Origin of the sequence: Bradyrhizobium manausense, from assembly GCF_001440035.1 — a bacterium.
Lineage (GTDB): Bacteria > Pseudomonadota > Alphaproteobacteria > Rhizobiales > Xanthobacteraceae > Bradyrhizobium > Bradyrhizobium manausense.
In genome coordinates this window covers 1-26,908 of the sequence record NZ_LJYG01000055.1, presented here as the reverse complement: position 1 = coordinate 26,908, position 26,908 = coordinate 1, and the positions used below count along the sequence as shown (strand labels likewise).

At 64.7% G+C, this 26,908-nt stretch carries 25 protein-coding genes and 2 pseudogenes; 17 read left to right on the top strand and 10 right to left on the bottom strand.

Going from position 1 to position 26,908, the window contains the following annotated elements; translation table 11 throughout:
* Positions 1-1,785, bottom strand: a 1,785-nt coding sequence (gene secA / locus AOQ71_RS47810) for a preprotein translocase subunit SecA (RefSeq protein WP_245316880.1), incomplete at its 3' end; no start/stop codon positions are given.
* Positions 1,786-2,236: 451 nt separating this feature from the next.
* Between secA and AOQ71_RS14860 the strand changes: the two are divergent.
* From AOQ71_RS14860 to AOQ71_RS14850, 3 genes and pseudogenes are all read left to right on the top strand, one after another.
* Positions 2,237-3,063, top strand: a pseudogene (locus tag AOQ71_RS14860) (peptidylprolyl isomerase); the annotation flags it as partial.
* Between the two features lie 111 nt (positions 3,064-3,174).
* On the top strand, positions 3,175-4,416 hold the full coding sequence (argJ, locus tag AOQ71_RS14855) for a bifunctional glutamate N-acetyltransferase/amino-acid acetyltransferase ArgJ (RefSeq protein WP_057747429.1): 1,242 nt from the start codon (positions 3,175-3,177) through the stop codon (positions 4,414-4,416).
* A gap of 4 nt (positions 4,417-4,420) precedes the next feature.
* Positions 4,421-4,831 (top strand): (deoxy)nucleoside triphosphate pyrophosphohydrolase, encoded by a 411-nt coding sequence (locus AOQ71_RS14850; RefSeq protein WP_057747428.1) that lies wholly within the window; start codon positions 4,421-4,423, stop codon positions 4,829-4,831.
* 105 nt (positions 4,832-4,936) lie between these two features.
* On the opposite strand, the gene AOQ71_RS14845 is transcribed toward AOQ71_RS14850, so the two are convergent.
* Positions 4,937-5,806, bottom strand: a complete 870-nt coding sequence (locus tag AOQ71_RS14845) for a methyltransferase domain-containing protein (protein ID WP_057747503.1) — start codon at positions 5,804-5,806, stop codon at positions 4,937-4,939.
* A gap of 118 nt (positions 5,807-5,924) precedes the next feature.
* On the opposite strand from AOQ71_RS14845, the gene AOQ71_RS14840 reads away from it, so the two are divergent.
* Genes AOQ71_RS14840 through AOQ71_RS14825 form a run of 4 tightly spaced genes read left to right on the top strand, consistent with a single transcriptional unit; the run spans position 5,925 to position 8,393 of the window.
* Positions 5,925-6,722 carry a ComF family protein gene (locus AOQ71_RS14840; protein ID WP_057747427.1) on the top strand — a complete coding sequence of 266 codons (798 nt, stop codon included), beginning with the start codon at positions 5,925-5,927 and terminating at the stop codon, positions 6,720-6,722.
* A gap of 47 nt (positions 6,723-6,769) precedes the next feature.
* Entirely contained in the window at positions 6,770-7,045 is a 276-nt protein-coding gene (gene grxC / locus AOQ71_RS14835) for a glutaredoxin 3 (RefSeq protein WP_057747426.1), read from the top strand.
* Complete coding sequence (locus AOQ71_RS14830; protein ID WP_057747425.1) at positions 7,042-7,920, top strand: carbon-nitrogen hydrolase family protein; 879 nt, start codon at positions 7,042-7,044, stop codon at positions 7,918-7,920. Before grxC ends, AOQ71_RS14830 begins: the two co-directional genes overlap by 4 nt.
* Positions 7,917-8,393 carry a DUF1178 family protein gene (locus AOQ71_RS14825; protein WP_057747424.1) on the top strand — a complete coding sequence of 159 codons (477 nt, stop codon included), beginning with the start codon at positions 7,917-7,919 and terminating at the stop codon, positions 8,391-8,393. Before AOQ71_RS14830 ends, AOQ71_RS14825 begins: the two co-directional genes overlap by 4 nt.
* 46 nt (positions 8,394-8,439) lie before the next feature.
* Here the strand turns inward: AOQ71_RS14825 and AOQ71_RS14820 are convergent, their stop codons facing one another.
* From AOQ71_RS14820 to AOQ71_RS14810, 3 genes are all read right to left on the bottom strand, one after another.
* A complete protein-coding gene (locus AOQ71_RS14820; RefSeq protein ID WP_057747423.1) occupies positions 8,440-9,339 on the bottom strand; it encodes an EamA family transporter in 900 nt (299 codons plus the stop codon).
* A 154-nt stretch (positions 9,340-9,493) separates the two neighbouring features.
* Complete coding sequence (gene ubiG / locus AOQ71_RS14815) at positions 9,494-10,267, bottom strand: bifunctional 2-polyprenyl-6-hydroxyphenol methylase/3-demethylubiquinol 3-O-methyltransferase UbiG (RefSeq protein ID WP_057747422.1); 774 nt, start codon at positions 10,265-10,267, stop codon at positions 9,494-9,496.
* A 14-nt stretch (positions 10,268-10,281) separates the two neighbouring features.
* Positions 10,282-10,749: a PH domain-containing protein gene (locus AOQ71_RS14810; protein WP_057747421.1), complete on the bottom strand. Its 468-nt coding sequence runs from the start codon at positions 10,747-10,749 to the stop codon at positions 10,282-10,284.
* Between the two features lie 152 nt (positions 10,750-10,901).
* On the opposite strand from AOQ71_RS14810, the gene AOQ71_RS14805 reads away from it, so the two are divergent.
* The 3 genes from AOQ71_RS14805 (at position 10,902) to prfA (ending at position 15,916) form a co-directional block, all read left to right on the top strand.
* A complete protein-coding gene (locus tag AOQ71_RS14805) occupies positions 10,902-12,158 on the top strand; it encodes an aspartate kinase (protein ID WP_057747420.1) in 1,257 nt (418 codons plus the stop codon).
* Positions 12,159-12,506: 348 nt separating this feature from the next.
* A complete protein-coding gene (gene ptsP, locus AOQ71_RS14800) occupies positions 12,507-14,774 on the top strand; it encodes a phosphoenolpyruvate--protein phosphotransferase (protein WP_057747419.1) in 2,268 nt (755 codons plus the stop codon).
* 56 nt (positions 14,775-14,830) lie between these two features.
* Complete coding sequence (gene prfA, locus AOQ71_RS14795) at positions 14,831-15,916, top strand: peptide chain release factor 1 (protein WP_057747418.1); 1,086 nt, start codon at positions 14,831-14,833, stop codon at positions 15,914-15,916.
* 15 nt (positions 15,917-15,931) lie between these two features.
* Here the strand turns inward: prfA and AOQ71_RS14790 are convergent, their stop codons facing one another.
* Positions 15,932-16,405: a MarR family transcriptional regulator gene (locus AOQ71_RS14790; RefSeq protein ID WP_057747417.1), complete on the bottom strand. Its 474-nt coding sequence runs from the start codon at positions 16,403-16,405 to the stop codon at positions 15,932-15,934.
* A gap of 205 nt (positions 16,406-16,610) precedes the next feature.
* On the opposite strand from AOQ71_RS14790, the gene prmC reads away from it, so the two are divergent.
* Together prmC and AOQ71_RS43190 are read left to right on the top strand one after the other, a co-directional pair.
* Positions 16,611-17,495: a peptide chain release factor N(5)-glutamine methyltransferase gene (prmC, locus tag AOQ71_RS14785; RefSeq protein ID WP_057747416.1), complete on the top strand. Its 885-nt coding sequence runs from the start codon at positions 16,611-16,613 to the stop codon at positions 17,493-17,495.
* A 456-nt stretch (positions 17,496-17,951) separates the two neighbouring features.
* Positions 17,952-18,667 (top strand): annotated as a pseudogene (locus tag AOQ71_RS43190) (DUF4167 domain-containing protein); the annotation flags it as partial.
* A 126-nt stretch (positions 18,668-18,793) separates the two neighbouring features.
* On the opposite strand, the gene AOQ71_RS14775 reads toward AOQ71_RS43190, so the two are convergent.
* Positions 18,794-19,540, bottom strand: coding sequence for a methyltransferase domain-containing protein (locus AOQ71_RS14775; protein ID WP_057747414.1), 747 nt, complete (start codon positions 19,538-19,540; stop codon positions 18,794-18,796).
* A gap of 108 nt (positions 19,541-19,648) precedes the next feature.
* On the opposite strand from AOQ71_RS14775, the gene gloB reads away from it, so the two are divergent.
* Both gloB and AOQ71_RS14765 read left to right on the top strand, forming a co-directional pair.
* Positions 19,649-20,416 (top strand): hydroxyacylglutathione hydrolase, encoded by a 768-nt coding sequence (gloB, locus tag AOQ71_RS14770; protein WP_057747413.1) that lies wholly within the window; start codon positions 19,649-19,651, stop codon positions 20,414-20,416.
* Positions 20,417-20,452: 36 nt separating this feature from the next.
* Positions 20,453-20,875: a cupin domain-containing protein gene (locus AOQ71_RS14765; RefSeq protein ID WP_057747412.1), complete on the top strand. Its 423-nt coding sequence runs from the start codon at positions 20,453-20,455 to the stop codon at positions 20,873-20,875.
* Between the two features lie 4 nt (positions 20,876-20,879).
* On the opposite strand, the gene yddG is transcribed toward AOQ71_RS14765, so the two are convergent.
* The 3 genes from yddG to AOQ71_RS14750 form a co-directional block, all read right to left on the bottom strand.
* On the bottom strand, positions 20,880-21,749 hold the full coding sequence (gene yddG, locus AOQ71_RS14760) for an aromatic amino acid exporter YddG (RefSeq protein WP_057747411.1): 870 nt from the start codon (positions 21,747-21,749) through the stop codon (positions 20,880-20,882).
* A 101-nt stretch (positions 21,750-21,850) separates the two neighbouring features.
* Entirely contained in the window at positions 21,851-22,576 is a 726-nt protein-coding gene (phbB, locus tag AOQ71_RS14755) for an acetoacetyl-CoA reductase (protein ID WP_057747410.1), read from the bottom strand.
* A 237-nt stretch (positions 22,577-22,813) separates the two neighbouring features.
* On the bottom strand, positions 22,814-23,992 hold the full coding sequence (locus AOQ71_RS14750; protein ID WP_057747409.1) for an acetyl-CoA C-acetyltransferase: 1,179 nt from the start codon (positions 23,990-23,992) through the stop codon (positions 22,814-22,816).
* 294 nt (positions 23,993-24,286) lie between these two features.
* On the opposite strand from AOQ71_RS14750, the gene phaR reads away from it, so the two are divergent.
* The 3 genes from phaR to AOQ71_RS14735 all read left to right on the top strand — a co-directional run bounded on the left by phaR (position 24,287) and on the right by AOQ71_RS14735 (position 26,887).
* The gene (gene phaR, locus AOQ71_RS14745) at positions 24,287-24,877 is read left to right on the top strand and encodes a polyhydroxyalkanoate synthesis repressor PhaR (RefSeq protein WP_057747408.1); all 591 of its coding nucleotides are present in this window, start codon (positions 24,287-24,289) and stop codon (positions 24,875-24,877) included.
* A 104-nt stretch (positions 24,878-24,981) separates the two neighbouring features.
* Entirely contained in the window at positions 24,982-25,599 is a 618-nt protein-coding gene (locus AOQ71_RS14740) for a class I SAM-dependent methyltransferase (RefSeq protein WP_057747502.1), read from the top strand.
* Between the two features lie 130 nt (positions 25,600-25,729).
* Complete coding sequence (locus AOQ71_RS14735) at positions 25,730-26,887, top strand: IS481 family transposase (protein WP_083513846.1); 1,158 nt, start codon at positions 25,730-25,732, stop codon at positions 26,885-26,887.
* Positions 26,888-26,908 lie beyond the last annotated feature (21 nt).

Below are 26,908 nucleotides of genomic sequence, written 5' to 3'. Positions count from 1 at the left end.
GATGTAGAGGCCGCCCGGCTTCTTCACGGTCTTGGCGGGCTTTGAACCCTTGGCCGGCTCGACCTCGACGGTCTCCTCGGCCTTCAGCACGATGTCGCGGAAATGGGCGATGTCGGCCTTGATCTGCTCGACCTTCTTCGCCTTCTCGGCCTCGTCCTCGATGCCGGCGGTCTCCTGCTGGAGACGCATCTCGAGCGAGCCGCCGAGCTTGATGTCGGTACCGCGGCCGGCCATGTTGGTCGCGATCGTGATCGCGCCGGGCACACCGGCTTCGGCGACGATATAGGCTTCCTGCTCGTGGAAGCGCGCGTTCAGCACCGCGAACAGCTTTGCCGGCTTGCCGGCGCGCGCGGCGGCATAGAGCTTGTCGAGCGCGTTCTCCTTGCCGAAGTCGATCTGCTTGTAGCCGTTGGCCTTGAGGAATTCGGCCAGCACTTCCGACTTCTCGATCGAGGCTGTACCCACCAGCACCGGCTGCAGCCTTGCGTTGGCCCGCTCGATCTCGGCGAGAATCGCCTGGTATTTTTCCTTCTGGGTCCGGTAGACCTCGTCGTCCTCGTCGAGGCGCGCGATGGCGAGGTTGGTCGGGATCTCCACGACCTCGAGCTTGTAGATGTCGAACAGCTCGTCCGCTTCGGTCGCGGCCGTGCCGGTCATGCCGGCGAGCTTCTCATACATGCGGAAGTAGTTCTGGAAGGTGATCGAGGCCAGGGTCTGGTTCTCGGGCTGAACCTGGACGTGCTCTTTGGCTTCCAGCGCCTGGTGCAGGCCTTCCGAATAGCGCCGGCCCGGCATCATGCGGCCGGTGAACTCGTCGATGATCACGACCTCGCCGTCGCGGACGATGTAGTCCTTGTCGCGGGTGAACAGCGTGTGGGCGCGCAGCGCCTGGTTGATGTGGTGCACGACGGAGACGTTCTCGACGTCGTAGAGCGACTCGCCCTTGAGCTGGCCGGCATCGCGCAGCAGCGTCTCGATCTTTTCCATGCCGCCTTCGGTCAGCGTCACGGTGCGCTGCTTCTCGTCGACCTCGTAGTCGGCCTTGTCGAGCCTGGGCAGGAAGCCGTCGATGGTATTGTAGAAGTCGGAGCGGTCGTCGAGCGGGCCGGAGATGATCAGCGGCGTGCGCGCTTCGTCGATCAGGATGGAGTCGACTTCGTCGACGATGGCGAAGAAGTGCGGCCGCTGGACCATGTCCTCGAGCCGGTACTTCATGTTGTCGCGAAGATAGTCGAAGCCGTATTCGTTGTTGGTGCCGTAGGTGATGTCGCAGGCATAGGCGGCCTTGCGCTCGGCATCGTCCAGGCCGTGGACGATCACGCCCGTGGTCATGCCGAGGAAGCTGTAGATCTGGCCCATCCAGCCGGAGTCGCGGCGGGCGAGGTAATCGTTGACGGTGACGACGTGGACGCCCTTGCCGGCGAGCGCGTTGAGATAGACGGCGAGCGTCGCCACCAGCGTCTTGCCTTCACCCGTCTTCATCTCGGCGATGTCGCCCTCGTGCAGCACCATGCCGCCGATCAGCTGAACGTCGAAATGGCGCTGGCCGAGCGTGCGCTTGGCAGCCTCACGTACCGTGGCGAAGGCGGGCACCAGCAGGTCGTCCAGCGTCTTGCCCTCGGCGAGCTGCTGCCTGAACTCGGCGGTGCGGGCCTTGAGCTGCTCGTCGGAGAGCTTGATGAGCTCGGGCTCCAGCGCGTTGATCGCGTTGACGCGGGACTGATATCCCTTCACCCGCCGGTCGTTGGCGGAACCGAAAAACTTGCGGGCGAGCGCGCCGATCATGCCTAGTTCCTGTGTTCGCGATTTAACCGCGTTGGCCTAAGAAGTTGTCACCCTCCGGCCTATCAACTCACCGTGACGCCTTATGGCACCAGAGCCCGGACTGCGGGGGGTCATCCGCCATATGGGTGGGAATTGGGCTAGTCTGGGTTCAACGGCCAAAAACGCAGCAAAATAAACGCCATCGCCATGGTCGCGACCGCGCAGAGATATGGCCCGGTCAGGGCCTTGTCAACGGCGGGCGCATTGCGGCTAATTCATCATTTTGACAGACTTTTCGCGTTGCCAAGCCCCCCTGAATTGGGCGAGTGTCCGCCCCGCTCGAGCAGCCCCCTGCTTCAACAAAAGGATTTTCCATGACCACCTCGTTCCCGGTAACCACCGGCCTGCGTTTCCGCCAAGCGTCCGCCCTGGCTGGCAGCCTCGGCTTGGCAGCCTGCCTGGTGCTGACCCNCCCTGGCGTTCGCAGGCCCGCTCCGGGCGGCCGACGATCCGGTCCTGGCCAAGGTCAATGGCGCTGAAATCAAGAAGAGCGACGTCACCATGGCCGAGGAAGAGCTCGGACCGAGCCTCGCCCAAATGGATCCGGCGACCAAGGACGAAAACGTCCTGTCGTTCCTGATCGACATGAAGATCGTGGCCAAGGCCGCCGAGGACAAGAAGGTCGCCGACAGCGACGAGTTCAAGAAGCGCATGGCGTTCGCCCGCAACCGCCTGCTGATGGACAGCCTGCTGGCCCAGGAAGGCAAGGCGGCGACCACCGACGACGCCATGAAGAAGGTCTATGAGGAGGCCTCCAAGCAGATCACCGGCGAGCAGGAAGTGCGCGCCCGCCACATCCTGGTCGAGACCGAGGACGAGGCCAAGGCGGTGAAGGCGGAGCTCGACAAGGGCGCCGATTTCGCCGACCTCGCCAAGAAGAAGTCCAAGGACCCGGGCTCTGCCGACGGCGGCGACCTCGGCTTCTTCACCAAGGAACAGATGGTGCCGGAATTCTCGGCCGTGGCCTTCACGCTCGAGCCGGGCAAGATCTCCGACCCCGTCAAGTCGCAGTTCGGCTGGCACATCATCAAGGTCGAGGAAAAGCGCAACCGCAAGGCGCCCGAGTTCGACCAGGTCAAGCCCCAGATCGAGCAGTACGTCACCCGCAAGGCCCAGGCCGATTACGTCGCCAAGCTGCGCACCGAAGCCAAGGTCGAGCGGCTGGACCAGCCGGCGGCCGACGCGTCCAAGGATGCCAAGCCGGCCGACAGCAAGATGGCCCCTCCGGCCAAGAAGTAAGAATTTGCTGTCACTTCGGTGACGCGGAGAGTATCTAAGCCTACCTGATGCCCGGCCCCCGCAAAGAGGGGCCGGGCATCTGCATATCCAGACCTCACCAAGGCCCCCGCGATGTCCTCCTCCGTCTCTCCCCTCGCCCCCAAGAATGTCCCTGATATGCCCGTGATCGCGGGCGTCCGTCTTGCGACGGCCGAGGCCGGCATCCGCTACAAGAACCGCACCGACGTGCTGCTCGCCATCATGGACAAGGGCACGGCCGTCGCCGGCGTCTTCACCAAGTCGAAGTGCCCGTCCGCACCGGTTGAATGGTGCCGTGCCAAGCTGAAGGGCGGCAAGGCGCGCGCACTGGTCGTCAATTCCGGCAATGCCAACGCCTTCACCGGCAAGACCGGCCGGGCCTCCACCGCGCTGACCGCGAAGATCGCTGCCAAGGCCGTCGGCTGCAGCGAGAGCGAGATTTTCCTGGCTTCGACCGGCGTGATCGGCGAGCCGCTGGACGCTACCAAATTCGACGGCGTGCTGGGCCGCCTCGCCGTATCAGCCGAGCCAGGCGATTACCTCGCCGCGGCGAAAGCAATCATGACCACCGACACCTTCCCCAAGGTCGCGACCGCGACCGTGAAGCTCGGCAAGGCCAAGGTCACCATCAACGGCATGGCCAAGGGCGCCGGCATGATCGCCCCCGATATGGCGACGATGCTGTCCTTCATCTTCACCGACGCGCCGATCGCGCCCGCCGCGCTGCAGGCGCTGCTCAAGGCCGGCGTCGAGGACACGTTCAACGCGGTGACGATCGACGGCGACACCTCGACCTCGGACACGCTGCTGGCGTTCGCGACGGGTGCTGCTGCCGAACACGGCGCGCCAAAAATCAGCCGCGCCAGCGATCCGCGCCTGAAGGCCTTCACCAAGGCCTTCAACCAGATCCTCGCCAATCTTTCTGAACAAGTCGCCCGCGACGGCGAGGGTGCACGCAAGCTGGTCGAGATCACCGTCGAGGGCGCCAAGACCAAGGCTTCCGCCCGCAAGATCGCAATGTCGATCGCCAACTCGCCGCTGGTGAAGACCGCAATCGCCGGCGAGGACGCCAATTGGGGCCGCGTGGTGATGGCCGTCGGCAAGGCCGGCGAGCCGGCCGATCGCGACAGACTGTCGATCTCCTTCAATGGCATCCGCGTCGCCAAGAGCGGCGCGCGCGATCCCTCCTACGACGAAGCGCAGGTGTCGGAGGCGATGAAGGCGCCGGAGATCGCGATCCGGGTCTCGCTCGGCCTCGGCAAGGGCCGCGACCGCGTGCTGACCTGCGACCTGACCAAGGAATATGTCGCGATCAACGGCGATTACCGGTCTTAGGATCATGGCCGAGCTGAAGCTGACACTGGTGGTGGCCTGCGCGCTCGTCGACGCCGACAAGCGCGTCCTGATCGCGCAACGCCCGGAAGGCAAGACGCTCGCGGGCTTATGGGAATTTCCTGGCGGCAAGCTCGAGCCGGGCGAGCGGCCCGAGCAAAGCCTGATCCGCGAGCTCCACGAGGAGCTCGGCATCACCGTCGCCGAGCCGTGCCTGGCGCCGCTGACTTTTGCGAGCCATGGCTATGAGACGTTTCATCTGCTGATGCCGCTCTATATCTGCCGGCGCTGGGAAGGCATCGTCACGCCGCGTGAGGGGCAAAACCTGGCCTGGGTCCGCGCCAACAAGCTGCGCGACTACCCGATGCCGCCGGCGGATATTCCGCTGATCCCGCATTTGATCGATTTGCTGATGTGAGGCTTGCCCTCATCGTCATTCCGGGGCGCGCGAGAGCGCGAACCCGGAATCTCGGGATTCCGGGTTCGGTCCTGCGGATCGCCCCGGAATGACGGTGTAAGTGCCTTAAATCTCCCCCGCCTTCTTCACCGCCTCCGCCAGGCTCGCTTTCGCCGAACCCGGCTTCAGCGGCTGCTGCTGGCTCGCATCTGGCGCCCAGCCGGACAGCCAGATGATGTCGAAGGTCGCACGGATACGGCCGTCGGCATCGGCAAAGCGCTCGGCATAGATTTCGGCCATGCGCAGCAGCGTCGCGCGCCGGCTCGGCGTGCGCCGCCGTTCGATCAGCACATTGGCCGCGCCCATGCGGCGAAGATCCTGCATCAACGTGAACGCGTCGCCATAACGCACCACGACACGATCGACGTCGGTGACCGGCAGCGCAAAGCCCGCTCGCTGCAACAGCGCGCCGATGTCGCGCAAATCGGCGAACGGCGCCACGCGCGGGGAGACCCCGCCTTCGCATTCGGCCTCCGCCGCGGCAAAGGCCTGCCGCAGCTCGGTCAGGCTATCGCCGCCGATCATCGCGGCGAGCAGCAGCCCGTCCGGCTTCAGCGCGCGGCGAACCTGCGCGAGCACGCCAGGGAGATCGTTGACGAATTGCAGCGCCAGTGCCGAGACAACGAGGTCGAGGCTTTCGGGCAGCACGGGCAATTTCTCGGAGCCCGCTGCGTCGAGCGCAATCCGTTGCATGGACGGCAACCGTCCGCGCAGCCCTGTGAGCCCCTCGCCAGGCGTCCAGAGATCGGCCGGGGCGTGAAACTCGCGCATCACTGCAGCAAGCCGGTCGGACATGTCCTCGGCGACCCGGTCGAGCAGGAAGCTCTCGGGACCCTGCGCCAGCGCGCGCCGCTGCCGCGCATGAAGCAGGGCGCGATCGAACAAGGCGGGCGGGGTCTGTGGGGTCTGAGCCATGCCGCTGGTTACGCCGATCATGCAGGCCATTGCAATCTCCTCTCTCGTATCCCGGACGCGCCTCAGCGCTTTCAGCGCTGCGCCCGGGTGCACGAGAGCGTGGCTTGAGCGGATTGCCGTGGAACGCTAGCCTCCTGTCATGGAAGCTGATGCCGCCCCATCCCGTTCCATTGCCGCGCCTTTGCGTGCCGCGTGGACGGCTGGCCGCCATGTGCTGACACGGGCGGCAAAGCTCGCGCTCGACATTGCGCTGCCGACGCTCTGCGTGTCCTGTCGCGAGCCGGTCGATGGCGAGGGTGTGTGCGCAGCGTGCTGGTCGCGGCTGTCGTTCATTGAACGGCCCTATTGCCCGCGGCTCGGCATTCCCTTCGTCTATGATCCCGGCCCCGACATGCTGTCGATGGAGGCGATCGCGAGCCCGCCGGCTTACATGCGGGCACGCGCGGCGGTGCGCTATGACGATGTCGCGCGCACGCTGGTGCATGCGCTGAAATACCAGGACCGTACCGATCTCGCGCCGGCCATGGGCCGCTGGATGGCGCGCGCGGGCGGCGAGTTGCTCAACGGCGCCGACATGCTGGTGCCGGTGCCCCTGCATTGGCGGCGGGCCTGGCGCCGCCGCTACAACCAATCAGGCGCGCTGGCACAGATCATCGCACGCCAGAGCGATGTGAAGGTGAGAGCTGAGGTGCTGCGCCGGGTGCGCGCCACCGAGCAGCAGATCGGCCTGTCGCGGGCGCAGCGCGCCACCAATGTGCAGGGCGCGTTCCAGGTATCCCCCAACCACCAGTCCGAGGTCCAGGGCCGGCGCATCGTCCTTGTCGACGATGTCCTGACATCGGGTGCGACCCTGGACGCCTGCGCCCGCGCTTTGCTGCGCGCCAAGGCAGCCCAGGTCGACGTGCTGGTCTTTGCCCGGGTTGTCGAGACCAGGTAAACCCCCATATAATTCAATAAATTCATGACATGAGAGCGCTTGCTACCATGACCGCTGCTGTCGAGATCTACACCCGGCCGGGGTGCGGCTATTGTTCCGCCGCCAGGTCGCTTCTGACCCGAAAGAAGGCGAGCTTCACGGAATTCGATGTCGCCAAGAACCCGTCCTGGCGTGAGGAGATGTACGACCGCGCCGGCGCGGGCTCGACCTTCCCGCAGATCTGGATCGGCGGAACTCATATCGGCGGCTGCGACGACCTCTACGCGCTCGACCGCGAAGGCAAGCTCGACGGCCTGCTCGAAGGCGTCAAGGCGGTCTCATGAACGAGGACAGGACCTTCACCGCCGCCATGATACAGATGCGCACCGGCCTGATGCCAGGGCCGAGCCTGGCGCAGGCGACGAGACTCATTCGGGAGGCGGCTGCCAAGGGCGCGGACTACGTGCAGACGCCCGAAGTCAGCAACATGATGCAGCTGAACCGCAAGGCGCTGTTCGAGCATCTGCAGAGCGAGGAGGACGATACCTCGCTCAAGGCGTATCGCGCGCTCGCGGCCGAGCTGAAGATCCACATCCATGTCGGCTCGCTGGCGCTGCGGTTCTCGCCCGAAAAGGCGGTCAACCGCTCGTTCCTGATCGGGCCCGAGGGCAATGTGCTCGCGAGCTACGACAAGATCCACATGTTCGACATCGAGCTGCCGGACGGCGAGAGCTATCGCGAATCCGCCAATTACCAGCCGGGCGAGACCGCCGTGATCTCCGACCTGCCCTGGGGCCGCGTCGGCCTGACGATCTGCTACGACGTGCGCTTCCCCGCGCTCTACCGTGCATTGGCCGAGAGCGGCGCTCATTTCATCACCGTTCCCTCCGCCTTCACCCGCAAGACCGGCGAGGCGCACTGGCACATCCTGCTGCGTGCGCGCGCGATCGAGACCGGCTGCTTCATCTTCGCGGCGGCCCAGGCGGGCATCCATGAGAACAAGCGCGAGACCTATGGCCACTCGCTGATCATCGATCCCTGGGGCGAGATCCTCGCCGAGGGCGATGTCGAGCCCGGCATCATCATGGCCAAGATCGACCCGGCCAAGGTCGAGACAGCGCGGCGCGCCATCCCGTCGCTCCAGCACGGCCGCCGCTTCGGGGTCTCCGATCCCAAGGCCGGGCCGGATCATCTGCACCTGGTGCGAGGATCGGCATGATCCGCTACGCGCTCCGTTGCGACCGCAACCACGAGTTCGAGAGCTGGTTCCAGAGCTCGTCGGCCTATGATTCGCAGGTCAAGCGCAAGCTGGTGACCTGTCCGATCTGCGGCTCGGCCAAGGTCGACAAGGCGATCATGGCGCCGCGCATCGTCGGCAAGAAGGGGCGCGCCACGCCGCCGGCGGAGCCGACAACAACCGCCGCACCCGAGGCTGCGTCGTCAGGTCCGACCTCGCTGATGCTGGCGCAGGAGCGCGAGCTGCGCGCCAAGCTGAAGGAGCTGCGCGACCACATCGTGACGAACGCCGATAATGTCGGCGACCGCTTCGCCAACGAAGCCCGCGCAATGCATTACGGCGACAAGGAACATCGCCCGATCTACGGCGAGGCTTCGCCTGATGAAGCGAAGTCGCTGATCGACGAAGGCATCGAGGTCTCGCCGCTACCGACCCTGCCGGAAGACCGGAATTAATAGTCTCGCTTCTCGTCATGGCCGGACTTGACGGCGGCTGGGAAAGTCAAAATCCCACCAGCAGCGCCACGCCCACCACGATCAGCACGATGCCGAAAATCTCGCGCGGCGCGATCGGCTGCTTGAACGAGTAATACGCCACGCCTTGTGCAAACAGCACCTCGATCAAAGCGAGCGTGCGAACGTTGGCGGCGGCCGTCAGTGCGAACGCCAGGAACCAGAATTGCGAGGCGAAGGCGCCCGTGAAGCCGGCCAGCATGGAAGGCCGCCATAGCCCGAGAATTCCCCGCAACACGTCAGGCGCGCGCCAGAGCAGATAGATCGTCAGGATCAGCGTCTGCACGAACAGGCCGAGCACCAGCGTGAACGAGGCCGCGGTCACGAACGACACGTTCGGTACGGTGATGATGGCGCCGCGGAAGCCGACCGCCGAGAGCGCGAACGCTGCCGCCGCAACGAGGCCGGTGATGGTCGGCTTCAGCTCCGCAAAGCTCTTCTCGCCACCGGGCCGCAGCGCGGTGATGACGACGCCGACGGTGGCGATCACGATCGCTAGCACTTTCAGCCAGGTGAGGTGATCGCCGAGGAAGACGAAGCCGAAGATCGCGGTCTGGATCGCTTCGGTCTTGAGGTAGGCCGTCGTCACCACGAAGGAGCGGTCGTTCATGGCCAGCAGCATCAACCCGGTCGCGACGATCTGGCTGAGCGCGCCGAGCAGCAGCCACGGCCAGAACATCGATGGCGGCATGCCGATGCGATCGCCGGTTGCGACCAGCACGAGCCCCAGAAACAGCAGCGAGAACGGGAAGCCGAACAGGAAGCGGATATTGGTCGCGCCCCATGTCCCGAGCGGCTTCGTCAGCGACCGCTGCATCGCATTGCGCGCGACCTGGCCGAGCGCAGCGACGACGGTGAAGGGAATCCAAAGGCTGGTGATGGTGAACATGGGGTGCCGCTACGGGAGTGTTGATGCAACCTGCCGACCACGCGGCAACAGGTCAATCACGCCCACGTCATAGGAGCGATGCTCTCGCGACAAACTCCGCCTCCGTCGGGACGACAGCGGGGTTGTGGAAGCAGCTAGCCCTTTACGAGCCCCCTCACACCATCGCTTCAGCCACCACCATGTAGTTCACGTCCATGTCGGACGAGAGCGTCCATTTGTCGGCGAAGGGGGAGTAGACGACGCCGGTCTGCTCGGTGATGACGAGGCGGTTGTCGAGGAGATGTTTGGTCAGTTCGTCAGGGGTGACGAACTTGTTCCATTCGTGGGTGCCGGGCGGCAGCCAGCGCAACACGTATTCGGCGCCGACGATGGCGAGCGCAAAACTCTTCCAATTGCGGTTGAGCGTGGACACCACCATCAGGCCGTTCGGCTTCAGCATCGAGGCGCAGCGCTTGAGAAAAACGCCGACGTCGACGACGTGCTCGATCACCTCCATCGCCAGCACGATGTCGAAGCGCTCGCGCGGATCAATCTCCTCCACCGTGGTGCAGCGGTAATCGATCGACAGATGGCTCTTATCGGCATGCAGTTTCGCCGCCGCAATGTTGCTGGCCGACGGGTCGACCCCGATGACCTGTGCGCCCAGGCGCGACAGCGGCTCGCAAAGCAGGCCGGCGCCGCAGCCAATGTCGAGCACACGCAGGCCACCGAGGCAGTTGAGGCTGCGCACATTGCGCTCGAACTTGCGGCAGGCGGCGTCGCGGATATAGCCGAGCCGCAGCGGATTGATCCGGTGCAGCGGCGCCATCTTGCCTTTGGGGTCCCACCACTCGGCTGACAGCTTTGAGAATTTCGCGATCTCGGCGGCGTCGACGGTCGAGCCCAGCGGCACGGTGGCAGTTGCGGATCTATCTTGCTGCATGCTCATGGATACGCGCGGTCCTAACGCGTGGTGATCGAACTACGGAAGGCAAGCGGATCGGCGATGGTCTTGATCGTCTCGATCCCTTCGCCGACGCCGCGGATGGTCACGTCGCCATAGTTGAGAATTCGTCCAAGAATCGTCTGGTCGACATCAACACTCTCGACCTTATCCAGCGCCATTTCAAAGGTGCGACGCTTGATGAACCCGGTCTTATGCACAACCCTGAGATTGGTGACGTCGGTCTCGGTGGTGAAGCGGTGGAACCAGCCTTTCACGGTCCAGAACAGGGCGGCCAGCGCCACCAGGCCGGAGCCGAACAGACAGATGATCATCACGCCGTAGATGTCGGTCCGGCGAGAGACCACGAACAGGGCGATCGCCACGATCCAGGCCAGAATGGCCGGGAAGTAGAAGATCCAGTGCGCATTGGTCGAATACAGCACCCGCTCGCCGGGCTGCAGGATTTCGTCAATATAGCGCGCCATGACCTGTGATGACCCATTGCCTGGATTGGCCGGTGCAGGAACCCGCTTGCCCCCGGCCCCGCCCCTCTGTATACGCGCGGGCGGTATCCCCCAGGGCATCCGTCCGGCGCGGGTCACCATACTGATCCTCAAGAGGGAATGCACGCGTCGTCATGAGCCGTCTCGTGATGAAATTCGGCGGCACGTCCGTCGCCAACATCGAACGTATCCGCAACGTCGCACGCCATGTGAAGCGTGAGGTCGACGCCGGCCATGAAGTGGCTGTGGTCGTCTCGGCGATGTCGGGCAAGACCAACGAGCTGGTGGCCTGGTGCACCGAGGCCTCGCCGATGCACGACGCGCGCGAATACGACGCCGTCGTCGCCTCCGGCGAACAGGTCACCTCGGGCCTGCTGGCCATCGTGCTCCAGAGCATGGGCATCCAGGCCCGCTCCTGGCAGGGCTGGCAGATCCCGATCAAGACCAGCGATGCTCATGCCTCGGCCCGGATCGAGGACATCGACGGCAGCGAGATCATCAAGCGCTTCCAGGAGCGGAAAGAGGTCGCTGTCATCGCCGGCTTCCAGGGCATCGATCCCAGGACGGGCCGCATCACCACCCTTGGCCGTGGCGGCTCCGATACCTCGGCCGTGGCCGTCGCCGCTGCCGTCAGGGCCGATCGCTGCGACATCTACACCGATGTCGATGGCGTCTACACCACCGACCCGCGGATCGTGCCGAAGGCCAAGCGGCTCGACAAGATCGCGTTCGAAGACATGCTGGAACTGGCCTCCCAGGGCGCCAAGGTGCTCCAGGTGCGCTCGGTGGAACTCGGCATGGTCCACAACATGCCGATCTTCGTCCGTTCGAGCTTCGACAAGCCTGAGGATATCGACCCGCATGCCAACCAGCCGCCCGGCACCCTGATCTGCGGCGAGGAGGAGATCATGGAAAACCACGTCGTCACCGGTATCGCCTTTTCGAAGGACGAGGCCCAGATCTCGGTGCGCCAGATCGAGGACAAGCCTGGCGTTGCCGCATCGATCTTCGGCCCGCTCGCGGATGCCAATATCAACGTCGACATGATCGTCCAGAACGTGTCTGAAGACGGCAAGACCACCGACCTGACCTTCACGGTGCCGGCCGCCGACCACGTCAGGGCCAAGGAGACGATCACCGCCGCCAAGGCCAAGATCGGGTATGCACGGCTGGATACCGCGACCGACGTCGCCAAGATCTCGGTGATCGGCAGCGGCATGCGCAGCCATGCCGGCGTCGCGGCCCAGGCGTTTTCGGCCCTCGCAGGACGGAATATCAACATCCGGGCCATTACAACCTCCGAGATCAAATTCTCGGTTTTGATCGACGCCGCCTATACCGAGCTTGCGGTGCGCACGCTGCACACGCTCTACGGCCTCGATCAGGCCTGAAGCGCCACCGTCGTGGTCTTGCCGGAAAACCGCTTCGCACTTTTCCGGACCATGCCAAGGCTCATTTTCTCTTAGCGGTCGCAGCAAACGCTGGGGGTGTACACACCTTCGCGTTTGGCAGGCGTTTTGCTTGGCAAAACAAGCCTCAATTCGCTATACGGCGGACAGGGTGGGCTGCCGCAGACTGTGTCCCAGTTCAGGCGGCGCTGATTCGACGCAAGCACAAAATCTCGGGAAGATTTGCGTTTGCACCTGCGCCGGACAAACAATTTGATTGTTTTTCTGGAATTATAGGCCAGCCGCCGGCCAATATCGCCGGACCGGGCAGACGGAGGAGATTGACGGTTCATGCGGAGCGCGTCGGGAGGTCCCCGCGTCTTGTTGAGACGGCTCCGCGAAACCATGGCGGAGCAGGTCTCGGCCCAGGAGCGGCTGGACAAGATCGTGGTGCTGATCGCCGCCAACATGGTGGCCGAGGTGTGCTCCGTCTATGTGCTGCGCGTTGACAACACCCTCGAGCTCTACGCCACCGAAGGCCTCAACCGCGAGGCCGTGCACCACACCGTACTCAGCGCCCATGAGGGCCTGGTCGGCCTTGTCGCCAGCGAGGCGACGCCGCTCAATCTGAACGACGCGCAGAGCCATCCGGCCTTCTCGTTCCGCCCGGAGACCGGCGAAGAGATCTATCACTCCTTCCTCGGCGTGCCGATCCTGCGCGCCGGCAACACGCTCGGCGTGCTGGTGGTGCAGAACCGCGCCAAGCGCACCTATGTCGAGGAGGAACTCGAGGCGCTGCAGACCACCGCCATGGTGCTGGCGGAGCTGATCGCGTCAGGCGAATTGTCCGCGCTGGCCCAGCCGGGCCTGGAGCCGGCCGCGCGCCATTCGACGCAGAAGGCCGGCGCGATCCTCTCGGAAGGCATTGCGCTCGGCCATGTCGTGCTGCACGAGCCGCGCGTCGTCATCAAGGACTACATTGCCGAGGACCTGCCGAAGGAAATCAAGCGGCTCGACACCGCGCTGGCCAAGCTGCGCTCGGATCTCGACCGCATGCTGGAGCGCGGCGATGTCGCCGAGGGCGGCGAGCACCGCGACGTGCTCGAAGCCTACCGCATGTTCGCCAACGATCAGGGCTGGTCGCACAAGCTGCACGAGGCGGTCGCCACCGGCCTCACCGCGGAAGCCGCCGTCGAGCGCGTCCAATCCGACACCCGCGCCCGCATGCTGCGCTCCACCGATCCATACCTGCGCGATCGCCTGCATGACCTGGAAGACCTCGGCTACCGCCTGATGCGGCAGCTGGTCGGCCAGGACCACGCGCCTTCACGCGAACAATTGCCCGACAATGCCATCGTCATCGCGCGTGCGATGGGCCCGGCGGCACTGCTCGATTACGACCGCAAGCGCCTGCGCGGCATCGTGCTGGAGGAAGGCACCGCCAACTCCCACGTCTCGATCGTGGCCCGCGCGCTCGGCATTCCCGCGGTCGGCGAAGTGCCGAATGCGCCCGGCATCGCCGATCCAGGCGATGCCATCATCGTCGACGGCACCTCGGGCGCGATCTATGTGCGCCCGTCGCAGGAGATCGAAGCAGCCTATGCCGAACGGGTGCGCTTCCGTGCCCGCCGCCAGGCGCAATATCTGGCGCTGCGCGACCGGCCCTGCGTCACCAAGGACGGCGAGAAGGTCGAGCTCCTGATCAATGCGGGCCTTGCCATCGACCTGCCGCATATCGACGACACCGGCAGCGCCGGCATCGGCCTGTTCCGCACCGAGCTGCAATTCATGGTGGGACAGAGCCTGCCGCGCACCAGCGACCAGCTCGCGCTCTACCGCGCCGTGCTGGACGCCGCGGGCCCCAAGCCCGTCACCTTCCGCACCCTCGACATCGGCGGCGACAAGGCGCTGCCCTATATGGAGACGGTGATCGAGGAGAATCCCGCGCTCGGCTGGCGCGCGATCCGGCTCGGACTGGACCGTCCCGGCCTCTTACGCGGCCAGATCCGCGCGTTGCTCCGCGCCGGCGGCGGCCGCGCACTGCGGATCATGTTCCCGATGATCACGGAGGTCGCCGAATTCGATTCGGCGAAGGCGCTGGTCGAGCGCGAGCTGACTTATTTGCGCCAGCATGGCCACACCCTGCCGGAGCGCATCGACATCGGCACCATGGTCGAGGTGCCCGCCCTGCTCTACCAGCTCGACGAACTCCTGAAGAAGGTCGACTTCATCTCGGTCGGCTCCAACGATCTGTTCCAGTTCCTGTTCGCGGTCGACCGCGGCAATGCCAAGGTCTCCGAGCGCTTCGACACCATGTCGACGCCGATCCTGCGCGCGCTGCGCGACATCGCGCAAAAAACGCTGACCGCGAAGAAATCGCTGTCGCTCTGCGGCGAGATGGCCTCGAAGCCGATCGGCGCGCTGGCGCTGCTGGCGATGGGCTACCGCTCGCTGTCGCTGTCGGCGACCGCGCTCGGCCCGGTCAAGGCGATGGTGATCGACCTCGACGTCAAGAAGGCCGCAGCCATGCTTGGACCCCTGCTGGATGCACCTAGCGGCAGCGTTTCGATCCGGCAGAAGCTGACGGAATTTGCCGAGGCCGAGGGCCTGGCGTTGTAGCGGACCTGCCGCTCGCCCTCGCCGCCTCGCTTCCCTCCGCCATTCGAGACTGAACCATGTCGTCACTCCCCGAAGCCAAACTGGACCTCCTGCTCGCGCATCACGCGTCTCTCGAGGCCGAGTCGCTCGGACAGCTCTCCTCCGAGCGCTACGTCCAGGTCACGCGCGAGCTCGCCGAGATCACCCCGCTGATCGAGGCGGTGAAGACGTATCGCTCTGCCGTCAAGGAGCTCGCCGACACCGAGGCGCTGATCGCCGATCCCGCGACCGATGCCGAGATGCGCAGCATGGCCGAAGCCGAGCGCGACGAGCTCAATCCGAAGATCGAGGAGCTGGTCCAGAAGATCCGCATCGCGCTGCTGCCCAAGGACGCCATGGACGACCGCAACGTCGTGCTGGAAATCCGCGCCGGCACCGGCGGCGACGAGGCCTCGCTGTTCGCCGGCGATCTGTTCCGGATGTACGAGCGCTTCGCCGCCTTGCAGGGCTGGAAGGTCGAGGTGATCTCGGCGAGCGAAGGCACTGTCGGCGGCTACAAGGAAATCATCGCGGAGGTGCAGGGCCGCGGCGCGTTCTCGAAGCTGAAATTCGAATCCGGCGTGCACCGGGTGCAGCGCGTGCCCGACACCGAGACGCAGGGGCGCATCCACACCTCGGCGGCCACCGTCGCGGTGCTGCCCGAGGTCGAGGATGTCGACGTCGAGATCAAGAACGAGGATCTGCGCATCGAGACCATGCGCGCGCAAGGCGCCGGCGGCCAGCACGTCAACAAGACGGAATCGGCGATCCGCATCACCCATATTCCGACCGGCATCGTGGTGATGATGCAGGACAGCCGCTCGCAGCACAAGAACCGCGCCTCGGCGATGAACATCCTGCGCTCGCGCATCTACGATGCCGAGCGGCAGCGCGTCGATGCCGCACGCTCGGCCGAGCGCAAGGAGAAGGTCGGCTCCGGCGACCGCTCCGAGCGCATCCGCACCTATAATTTCCCGCAAGGCCGCGTCACCGACCACCGCATCAATCTGACGCTCTACAAGCTGCCGCAGGTGATATCAGGCGAAGCGCTCGGCGAACTCACCGATGCGCTGACCACGGAGCACCAGGCCGCGCAGCTCGCCGCACAGGGCGCAGCGGCCTGACAGGCCGCGGGGCGTTCAGGCCTCGCCGGGCGCTCCGAAGGATTTCAACAGACGGCTCAGCGCCGGGCTCGCGGCGCGGCGGAGCTCCTCGAGGTTCTTGCGCGAGAGCGCCTGGAGCTTCTGCTCGCCTTTTTTCGTCAGCTTGAGATGCACGCGCCTGGCATCCTCCGGATCGGCGAGGCGAGCGACAAGGCCCTGCTTTTCGAGGCGATTGATCAGCTCGACAGCGGAGTGATGCCGGATCAGCAGAAATTTCGCGACGTCGCCGACGGTTGCCGGGCGGGGGCGGACAAAGCCCTTGATGCCGAGCAGCGCCTGATGTTGCGTCGGCGTCAATCCCTGTACGGCGGCGGCCGCCTCGCTGAATGCCAGAAAGCTTCGGATCTGGTAGCGAAACTGCGCCAGTGCTGCGTAATCGGAGTCACGCATCGTGCTGCGCCTCGCCGATGCCACCACCTTCAACCGCTGCGCCCTCTTGGCTTGAGCCATGCCTGCCTCGACCGTGCCGCCCGCCGTCGCGGGAGGCTTAGCCTAAAGTAGCAAGCGGCCGTAGCCGGACCAACCGGCCGATGTCACGGATGCACAGCTATCCGATGGGGACGTCCCTCCTGCGCTGCACAGTCAAGCGCGCTCGTTTCCGTTGACGCAAGCAAGGCAGCCGATCTATCCACGATGCCAGGCAGGATGGTTCCCCTTGGCGACAGGCTTTGATCCCGGACAGAGCATCGAGAGCGCGCGACGTGCGCTGTCGGCGCTGCTGCAATCGGCCGGCGTGGAGGAGCCGTCCCTCGATGCGCGCCTGCTTGTTGGCGCTGCACTGGGGCTCGATCTGACCGGCCTGATCACGGAGGCGGCGCGACCGCTCACGCCAGAGGAGACAGCGCGGCTCGAAGGGTACGCGCAGCGAAGGCTCGCACATGAGCCGGTCGCCCGCATTCTCGGCATCAGGGAATTCTGGGGTCTGCCGTTTCGTTTGTCGGAAGCAACCCTGGTCCCCCGACCCGATACCGAGACGGTGGTCGAGCGTGCACTCGAGCATTTTCGCGAGCTCGGTCGCTCTCATCCGCCTGTTATCGCCGATATCGGCACCGGATCGGGCGCGATCCTGCTTGCGCTGCTGCACGAGATTCCCGAAGCCTTTGGTGTCGGCACCGATCTCAGCCTGACCGCGCTTCATACCGCCAGGGTCAATGCCGCCGCCCTCGGCCTTGCCCACCGCGCCAGCTTCGTCGCCTGCTCGTATGCGGCGGCCCTTCGCGGCCCGTTCGATCTGATCGTGTCCAACCCGCCCTATATTCCCGCAGGGGAGATTCCGAAATTGGGCATCGAGGTCCGCGAGTACGATCCGCATTTGGCGCTTGATGGCGGCAATGACGGATACGATGCCTACCGTGCCCTGATTCCCCAGGCAGCCGGCCTGCTCACCCCCGGCGGGGCGCTGATCGTCGAGGCCGGCCAGGGACAGGCGCCGATGATTGAAACCTTAATGGCAGCTGCCGCGTTATCGATCGACCGGCCCCCCAAGGCTGACCTGGCGGGCATTCCCAGGGCCGTCTCGGCCCGAAAAATGCCCCCATAAAAGCCGGATTGGGCTCGAAAAACCTCTTGGAATATCCCGTGGGAACGACTACGTTCCGGTCAACACATCGGTGCCGGCCCCGTAGACCTACGGGCGAAAGCCGGGCTCTCGGGCGAGAGCTTTACTGATTATAGGTTCCAAGCCGCAGGTCCTGTTGAGCGCGATGGCCAGTAGAGCTGCGCTGCTCTCCGACCGCAACGTGAACGAAAGCCTGATATTGCGCTTGAAGACTTACGCAACAAAGCTGGGCTTGTTTCGGCAGGCGATATGAATGGGTTCGCTGGCAATGGATGCTGGCGGGTGGGGAACGCGTCTTTGTTGAACGCGACGGCCGACGAACATTGGCAGGGTTCAAACCGCACTTGCGCGCGGTGCGCGTGAGGCCTGTGGACCCTTGTCGCACTCCTAGCAATCAGTAATGCGTGCAACCTCTAGGGCTGGAATTAAAGGCAGGACATGAGAAACGGTCAGAACAAGCAGCGGATGCGCAACCGCAACAACAACAACAATAACAACAACCGACGCGGCCAGAACCCGATGACCCGGGTCTACGAATCGAACGGCCCCGACATCAAGATCCGCGGCACTGCCTCCCACATCGCCGAAAAATATCTTCAGCTGGCGCGCGACGCCCGCTCCTCGGGCGACCCGGTTGCCGCCGAAAACTACTACCAGCATGCCGAGCACTATTTCCGCCTGATCGCGGCGGCCCAGGAGCAGTTCCGCCAGAACCAGCAACCACGCGGCGAAGAGCCCATCAACACCAGCAGCGATGACGGCGAGGACGACGGCGATAATTTCTCGGCCTTCGGCCAGGAGCCGGGTTTCGTTCCGCAGCCGCCGCAGCAACAGCCCTTCATGCGCGACCGCGACGGCCAGCGCGATCACCAGCGTGACTACCAGCAGCGCGACAACCAGCAGCCCTATCAGCGCGATCAGCAACCGCGCGAACATCGCGAGCGCGACCATCGTCCGCAGCCGCAATATCACCAGCAGCCGCAGCCGCAGAACCAGCCGCAACCTGTCGTCGCCGATGCCGGCAGCGTCGATCGCCTGCCGTCCTTCATCACCGGCGCGCAGCCGCAGACCACCGGGGCGCCCGGCGGCTTCGAAGGTGGCAATGGCGGCGGGGGCGAGCGTTATCCGCGGCGACGCCGCCGGCCGCATGGCGGNCGGCCCGCGTCCCGAGCGCGAGGCCGCTCCGGCCGCGACCAGCGACGATCTCGCCCCGGGCGAGTAAGCCACACTTCCGATGTGATGGATTGCAATCGTCCCGGCCTCGCCGGGACGATTTGTCTTCAGCCCCGCCTCACCGTGGTCGAGGACGGCACCAGCACCGGCTTCGCCAGCGAGGGAATCAGCCTGGCACGTTCGCGCTTGGCGGGGATCGCGCGATAGACCTGCTTGGTCGCTTCGACGATGTGGACGCCGGCGAAGGGCAGCGACAGCGCCGCTCCAGCCCGCTCCCACATCTGCGCTGACTTCAGCACCCAGCGGCCGGCATAAGGCGGCATGAACAGCGCCTCGCCCCAGCCGGTCGGCGTGAACCAGGTCTGGCGCAACAGGTCCGTGATCTGCGAGCGCGAATAGGGACGGCCGTGGCCGAACGGCGTGTTGTCGCTCCGCGTCCAGACGCCGCGCCTGTTCGGAATCACCGCGATGACGCGCCCTGAGGGCGACAGCACCCGCCACACCTCGCGCAGCAGCGCGGCCGGATCGTCCGACATCTCCAGTGCATGGATCAGCAGGATGCGGTCCACCGCAGCGTCGGGAAGCGGCAGCGAGAACTCATCGACCAGCGCGGCCAGCGCGGGCCGCCCGGTCGGCCATTTGAGCACGCCCTGCGCTGCCGGCATGAAGGCGATACAGCGCTCCGCGTCCTCGCGGAACAATCCGAGATAGGGCGTGGGGTAGCCGATGCCGAGCACGCGCTGGCCCTCGGCGCCCGGCCAGCGTTCCCTGATGCCGCGATTGATCATCTGCCGCGCCACGATGCCGAGACGGCGGGAATAGAATTCTCTGAGGTCGACGACGTCGATGGTCATGAGGGCAATGTAACATGCGCTGGGGCGCGGCTGCGCGCTCAATATTGCATTGCCTGCGCAACGTTAACGCCATATCTGTCTGGCGGGGCTGAGCGCGATGGAGATGTCATGGCCGCCGAAATTCGTACTTTCACCTGTTTAAACGACAATTTCGGTTATCTGATCCACGATGTGGAAACCGAGGCAACCGCGTCGATCGACGCCCCCGAAGCCGGCCCCATCATCAAGGCGCTGGAGCGTGAGGGCTGGCAGCTCACCGACATCCTGATCACCCATCATCATGGCGATCATGTCGGCGGGGTCGCCGAGCTCAAGCAGAAATACAATTGCCGCGTCGTCGCGCCGCATGACAAGACGACGAAGATCGCCAATGTCGATCTGCGCGTTGCCAATGCCGACGTGGTCAAGGTGGGCTCGTTGCTGGGGCGCGTGCTGGAAACGCCCGGTCACACGCTCGATCACATCTCCTACGTGTTCGATACCGAGAAGACGCTGTTCGCCGCCGACACGCTGTTCTCGATCGGCTGCGGCCGGGTGTTCGAGGGCAACTATCCGATGATGTGGGACTCGCTCTTGAAGCTGCGGGCGCTCCCCGACGACTTCAAGCTCTATTGCGGCCACGAATACACGGCGTCCAACGTCAAATTCGCACTCACCGTCGAGCCCGACAATGCGGCGCTGCAGGCACGGGCGGCCGAGGTTGCGAAGCTGCGGGCGGAGAACAAGCCGACGATTCCCTCGCTGCTTGGAGATGAGAAGCGAGCAAACGTGTTCCTGCGCGCTGATGAACCGGCGGTCGCAGCCAGGCTTCACATGAAGGGCGCGGATGCCGCCGCAGTGTTCGGCGAGTTGCGCGAGCGCAAGAACAAGTCCTGACGCAAAGTCTTGAACAATAAATCCTGCCGGGGATCGATGCCGACCGCAGCCGAGATCATCGCGCGCCTCGAACTCCGCCCGCATCCCGAGGGCGGCCATTACCGCGAGACCTTTCGCGACCAGACCACCGACGCCAACGGCCGGTCACGCTCGACGCTGATCTACTTCCTGCTGGCGCGCGGCGAGCGCTCGCACTGGCATCGGATCGATGCGGTCGAGACCTGGCACTATTATGCCGGCAGTCCCTTGATGCTGCGCATCGCCCATGAGGGTTGCTCCCAGCACGAGGTGCGGCTCGGCACCGATCTCGTCAGCGGCGAGCGGCCGCAGGCCATCGTGCCGGCGCACGCCTGGCAAATGGCGGAAACCACTGGCGAGTGGACGCTGGTCGGCTGCACCGTGGCGCCGGCGTTCGAGTTCGCAAAGTTCGAGCTCGCGCCGAAGGGCTGGGAGCCGTAGACTCTCATTGCTTCCGCAGTACCATGTCCTTTGCGGCGATCAGGCCGCCGCCGGCGATCAGGATGGCGGCGACCGCGATGTTGGCGCTGGCTTTGGCAAAGCCGGCTGCAATGAGGAAACCGGTCGATAGCAGCGGTGTCGCGTAGGACGCGGCGCCAAGCACGCGGATGTCACCGCGCTTCATGCCGACGTCCCAGGCGTAGAAGGCCGCACCGACCGGGCCGATGCCGAGCCCGATCACGGCGAGCCATTGCAAAATGGTCTCCGGCCATACTGTGGTCTCGAGCAGACCATGCATCACCGCGGCGAGCGCTGACGTGGCGAGACAGAAGCCGGCGACCGCATCGGTCGGCACGGCCTTCAATCGCCGCGACAGCACCGAATACGTCGCCCAGACGAAGGCGGCGATGAAGGCCGCGATCAATCCCGGCACCGCGCCCGGCGCGAAGCCTGACGTATTGCCGGCAAACAGCAGCACCGTGCCGACGAGGCCGAGCACCGCACCGACGATGTGATGCATGGCGAGCCGCTCGCCCGGCAGGAAGGACGAGAACAGCACGATCAGCAGCGGCCACATGTAATTGAGAAGGCCCGCCTCGGCGGGCGGGGCAAAGCGCAGCGCGAGGAAATACAGTGCGTGATAGCCGAACAGGCCGCCGACGCCGACGACCCACACCACCAGCGGCTGCCGCAGGCTCTTCGCGGCATCAGCACGGCCGATCCAGGTGAGGAGCCCAACGAGGCCGCCGATCGCGAACGTCATGGCGGCGAGCTGAAAGGCCGGAATCTTGCCGGTTGCCACCGTCATCACTGACAGCAGCGACCACATCAGGATCGCGGTCAATCCGATCAGTGTGGCGGTGCGCGGGGTCATCGATCAAAGGCTCTGAGGACGCTTATGCCCGGCGCAAGGCCGGGCATTTGCGTCTTCACTATCGCCTTGTCGCGGCTGGCGCTACAGGCTTGATGTCCCTATCAGGCCTGATACTGGCCGCCATTGATGGACAGCGTCGAGCCGGTGATGAAGCCGGCTTCGTCGGCCGCGAGGAACACGACCGCGCGGGCGATCTCCTCCGGTTCGCCGAGCCGGTTGACCGGAATCTGCGGAATCACGTTCTTCTCCAGGACGTCCTTCGGCACGGCCTGCACCATCTCGGTGTTGATGTAGCCGGGGCAGATCGCGTTCACGGTGATGCCGCCCTTGGCGTTCTCGAGCGCGAGCGCCTTGGTGAAGCCGATGTCGCCGGCCTTCGCCGCGGAGTAGTTGACCTGGCCGAACTGGCCCTTCTGGCCGTTGATCGACGAGATCGAGATGATGCGGCCGAACTTGCGCGAACGCATGCCCTCGATCACCTGCCGCGTCATGTTGAACAGCGAGCCGAGATTGGTGTTGATGACGGCGTTCCACTGCTCGAGCGTCATCTTGTGGAAGGCGGTGTCGCGGGTGATGCCGGCATTGTTGACGAGCACCTCGACCGGCCCGAGATCGGCCTCGACCTTCTTTACGCCCTCGGCGCAGGCATCGAAGCTGCTGACGTCCCATTTGTAGACGGCAATACCGGTCTCGGCCTTGAACTTCTCCGCCGCCGCGTCGTTGCCGGCGTAGCTCGCCGCGACCTTGTAGCCGGCCGCCTTCAGCGCCTTGCTGATCGCAGCTCCAATGCCCCGCGTACCACCCGTCACCAATGCAACTCTTGCCATATCGTATTCCTTCCCTTGGACTCTTCGGACGTTTCTGAGCGATCGTTTTTAGCGATGGATTATGCGGTTGGTTTGACGGACATCAAGAACAAAACGCCCGGCGTTGAGCCGGGCGTTTGTATTTAGTCGAGGCTGGCGCGGTTGCGAAGAATATTTGATTTGCAACCGCCGCCTTTTTAATCGCGTGCATCGCACTCTGCCTGCGTGTGCAGCGCACCCGTCAGTCAAGTGTCAGTTTCAGTCTCGCGCGAGACACATTGCGATGCCCATGCCACCGCCGATGCACAGCGTGGCGAGGCCCTTCTTGGAATCGCGCTTCTGCATCTCGTGCAGGAGCGTCACCAGCACGCGCGCGCCGGAAGCGCCGATCGGGTGACCGATCGCGATCGCGCCGCCATTGACGTTGACCTTGGAGGTATCCCAGCCGAGGTCCTTGTTGACGGCGCAGGCTTGCGCCGCGAACGCCTCGTTGGCCTCGATCAGGTCGAGATCGCCGACGCTCCAGCCGGCCTTTTTCAACGCAAGGCGTGAGGCCGGGATCGGGCCGGTGCCCATGATCTTCGGATCGACGCCGGCGTGCGCCCAGGACACGATGCGCGCGAGCGGCTTCTTGCCTTCCTTGGCCGCCTGCTTTGCGGTCATCAGCACCACGGCAGCGGCGCCGTCATTGATGCCGGATGCGTTGCCGGCCGTCACCGTGCCGTCCTTCTCGAAGGCCGGGCGCAGCTTGCCCATCGCATCGAGGGTTGCGCCGTGGCGTGGATATTCGTCGTCGCTGACGACCACGTCACCCTTGCGCGTCTTGATGGTGACCGGAACGATCTCGTCCTTGAACTTACCGGCCTTCTGCGCGGCCTCGGCCTTGTTCTGCGAAGCGACTGCGAACTCGTCCTGCTGGGCGCGGGTGATCTGGAATTGCTTGGCCACGTTCTCGGCGGTGTTGCCCATGTGGTAGCCGTTGAAGGCATCCCACAGGCCGTCCTTGATCATGGTGTCGACGAATTCGAGCGCTCCCATCTTGACGCCGCCGCGCAGGTGCTGGGCGTGCTGGGCCATGCTCATGGATTCCTGGCCGCCGGCGACCACGATGTCGGAATCGCCGTTCACCAGCGCCTGATAGCCGAGCGCCACCGAGCGCAGGCCTGAGCCGCAGAGCTGGTTGACGCCCCAGGCCGGGCTGTCGACCGGGATACCGGCCGCGATCGAGGCCTGCCGGGCGGGGTTCTGGCCCTGACCCGCGGTCAGGATCTGGCCCATGATGACTTCCGAGACCCGGCCGGGCTCGATGCCACCGCGCTCCAGCGCGGCCTTGATGGCGACGGCGCCGAGGTCATGTGCGGGAAGGGTCGCGAAGGCTCCGTTGAAGCTTCCGACCGGGGTGCGGGCGGCGCTGACGATGACGACATCGTCTGACATGGGCATCTCCTGGGGCTTGAGGTTCTGTGTCGAGGGGGCGGGCGGGCGCAGGAAAAGGCCCGTCAGTCTCGTCCGGCATCCTGTTAACGTCGTTGAGGCATGTCAATGCCGCACCGCATTCAAAATAGCGTTCCTGGTGCTTTCGCAAGCAAGTTTTTGCTGCGCAATTAACCGTGCCGCACAAAACGGTGGCGTGCTCCCGTTGAAAATGCTTACTTTGTTGCGTTGCGTACTCGTCCCGCCCTGCGGCATGGCCGCAAGGTTCCCGTTCTCCGCGCTTGCAAGTGAGAGCCCATGGCGAAATCAGACCAACCCACCACGATCAAGAAATACGCGAACCGCCGGCTCTATAACACCGGAACGAGCACCTATGTGACGCTCGAGGATCTCGCCGCCATGGTCAAGGATGGCGAAGATTTCCTAGTCTACGACGCCAAGACCGGCGACGACATCACCCGCTCCGTGCTCGCCCAGATCATCTTCGAGCAGGAGAACAAGGCCGGCCAGAACCTCTTGCCGACCACCTTCCTGCGTCAGCTGATCCGCTTCTATGGCGACAGCATGCAGATGGTGGTGCCGAAATATCTGGAGCAGTCGATCGCGACGCTGACCCAGGAGCAGGAGAAGTTCCGCAAGCAGATCGCCAACACGCTATCAGGCACGCCCTTCGCGCCGCTGGAAGAGCAGGTCCGCCGCAACATGGAACTGTTCCAGCAGACCTTCTCGATGTTCAAGCCGTTTGCGACGCCTGCGCGCTCGGCCACTCCGGAACCGGAGCCCGACGCGAATGCCGAGCCCGCCAAGGACACCAACATCGACGACCTGCGCCAGCAGATGAAGGACATGCAGGAACGCCTCGAGCGGATGTCGAAGAAGGACGAGTAGTCTCGTTCGCACTGGCGCGTCCGCGAGCCGCGGGCGCGCGTACTGCAAATTAATAGCGGCATCGCCAACAGCGCGCCGCCATGCCGGCCAAGGCCGGAGCCACCATGTCCGACCGCACCACGCATTGGCAGAATGTCTACGCCACCAAGGGCGAGACCGAGGTCAGCTGGTTTCAGGACAGCCCGGCGATCTCGCTCGAGATGATCCGCGCGGCCAGTCCCGATCAAAACGCTGCCATCATCGACGTCGGCGGCGGCGCGTCGCGGCTGGTCGATGCGCTGCTGCAACACGGCTATCGCGACATCGCGGTGCTGGATCTCTCCGTCAATGCGCTTGATGCGGCAAAGAAGCGAATCGGTGCGGCCGCCTCAGCGGTCGACTGGATCGTTGCCGATGCCACGACATGGCAGCCGGTGAGGAGCTACGACGTCTGGCACGATCGCGCCGCGTTTCACTTCCTGACCGATCCGGCCGACCGCGCTGCCTATGTCGAGCGCCTGCGATCGGCGGTTGCGGCAGGCGGACAGGTGATCATCGCGACGTTCGCGCCTGACGGCCCGGAGAAATGCAGCGGCCTGCCGGTGCAGCGGCATGACAGCGCCAGCCTTTCAAGCGAGCTCGGGCCCGCGTTCGAGCTGGTCGAGACGCGCAGCGAGATGCATCCGACGCCGTGGCATTCGACCCAGGCGTTTCAGTTCAGCCGGTTTCGACGGCGCTCGTAAGGAAAATCGCAGGCTCCGCGAACTCGTCATTGCGAGCGCAGTGTTTAGCCCGGAGACATGACTGACAGGTGTTCGGGGACATGGTTGACACGTCAAAATCGGCTCGATTCGTCAAACAAGGGGGCGAACGATGCCGTGGCGAGAGGTGTCAGTCATGGATCAAAGGCGGGAGTTTGTGGTGCTTGCCAAGCAGGAGGGAGCGAACCTGCGGCAGCTGTGCCGGCAGTTCGGCATCAGCGCTCCGACGGGCTACAAGTGGATCCAGCGGTACGATGCAGGCGATACGACATTGGCGGACCGATCGCGACGACCTCATCACAGTCCGGAGCGTACAGCTGCTGCGATCGAGCAACAGATCGTCGAACTGCGCGATGCTCACCCGGCCTGGGGAGCGCGCAAACTCGCGCATCGTCTCAAGCGCAACCGGCAGGCCGTTCCGGCGATATCGACCGTGCACGAGATTTTGCGACGTTATGATCGGGTGAAGGAGCCTGCGGGCACGCCTGGACAGCCGTATACGCGCTTCGAGAAGGATAAGCCCAATCAACTTTGGCAAATGGACTTCAAGGGACACAGTGCCTTGGAGAACGGCGTGTCCTGCCATCCACTGACGACGCTGGACGATCACTCGCGCTTTGCCTTGTGCCTGGCAGCCTGTGACAACGAACGAGGCTCGACGGTACGAGGCCATCTCGAGACGACGTTCCGCCGCTACGGACTGCCGGATGCGATGTTCGTCGACAATGGCGGCCCCTGGGGCTTCACCCTCGAAGACCCCTGGACCACGCTGACGGTGTGGCTTCTCAAGCTCGGCATCCGCACGATCCACAGCCGGCCCTATCATCCCCAGAGCCGAGGCAAGAACGAACGGTTCCACCGCAGCCTGAAGGCCGAGGTCTTCGCCTTCAAGCGCTACCGCGACCTTGCCGATGTCCAGCGGGCGTTCGACCAATGGCGCAACGTCTACAATCTCGATCGGCCGCACGAGGCATTGGGCTTCGATGTGCCCGCGAGCCGTTATCGACCGAGCCAGCGCCCTATGCCGAACCGCCTTCCAACGGTGGAGTACGACGACGGCGAGATCGTCCGTTCCGTCTCCACCACCAAGGCCTATGTCAGCTTCAAGGGACGGCTCTGGAAAGTCCCGCAAGCCTTCCGTGGTGAGAGGCTCGCCATTCGCCAGCTCAGTGCCGACGGAAAATTCGGAATATTCTTTGCCGCTCATCAGATCGAAACGATCGATCTGCGTAACCCCAAAAGTGTCAACCATGTCTCCGAACAGGTGTAAGCTATGTCTCCGGGCTAAACA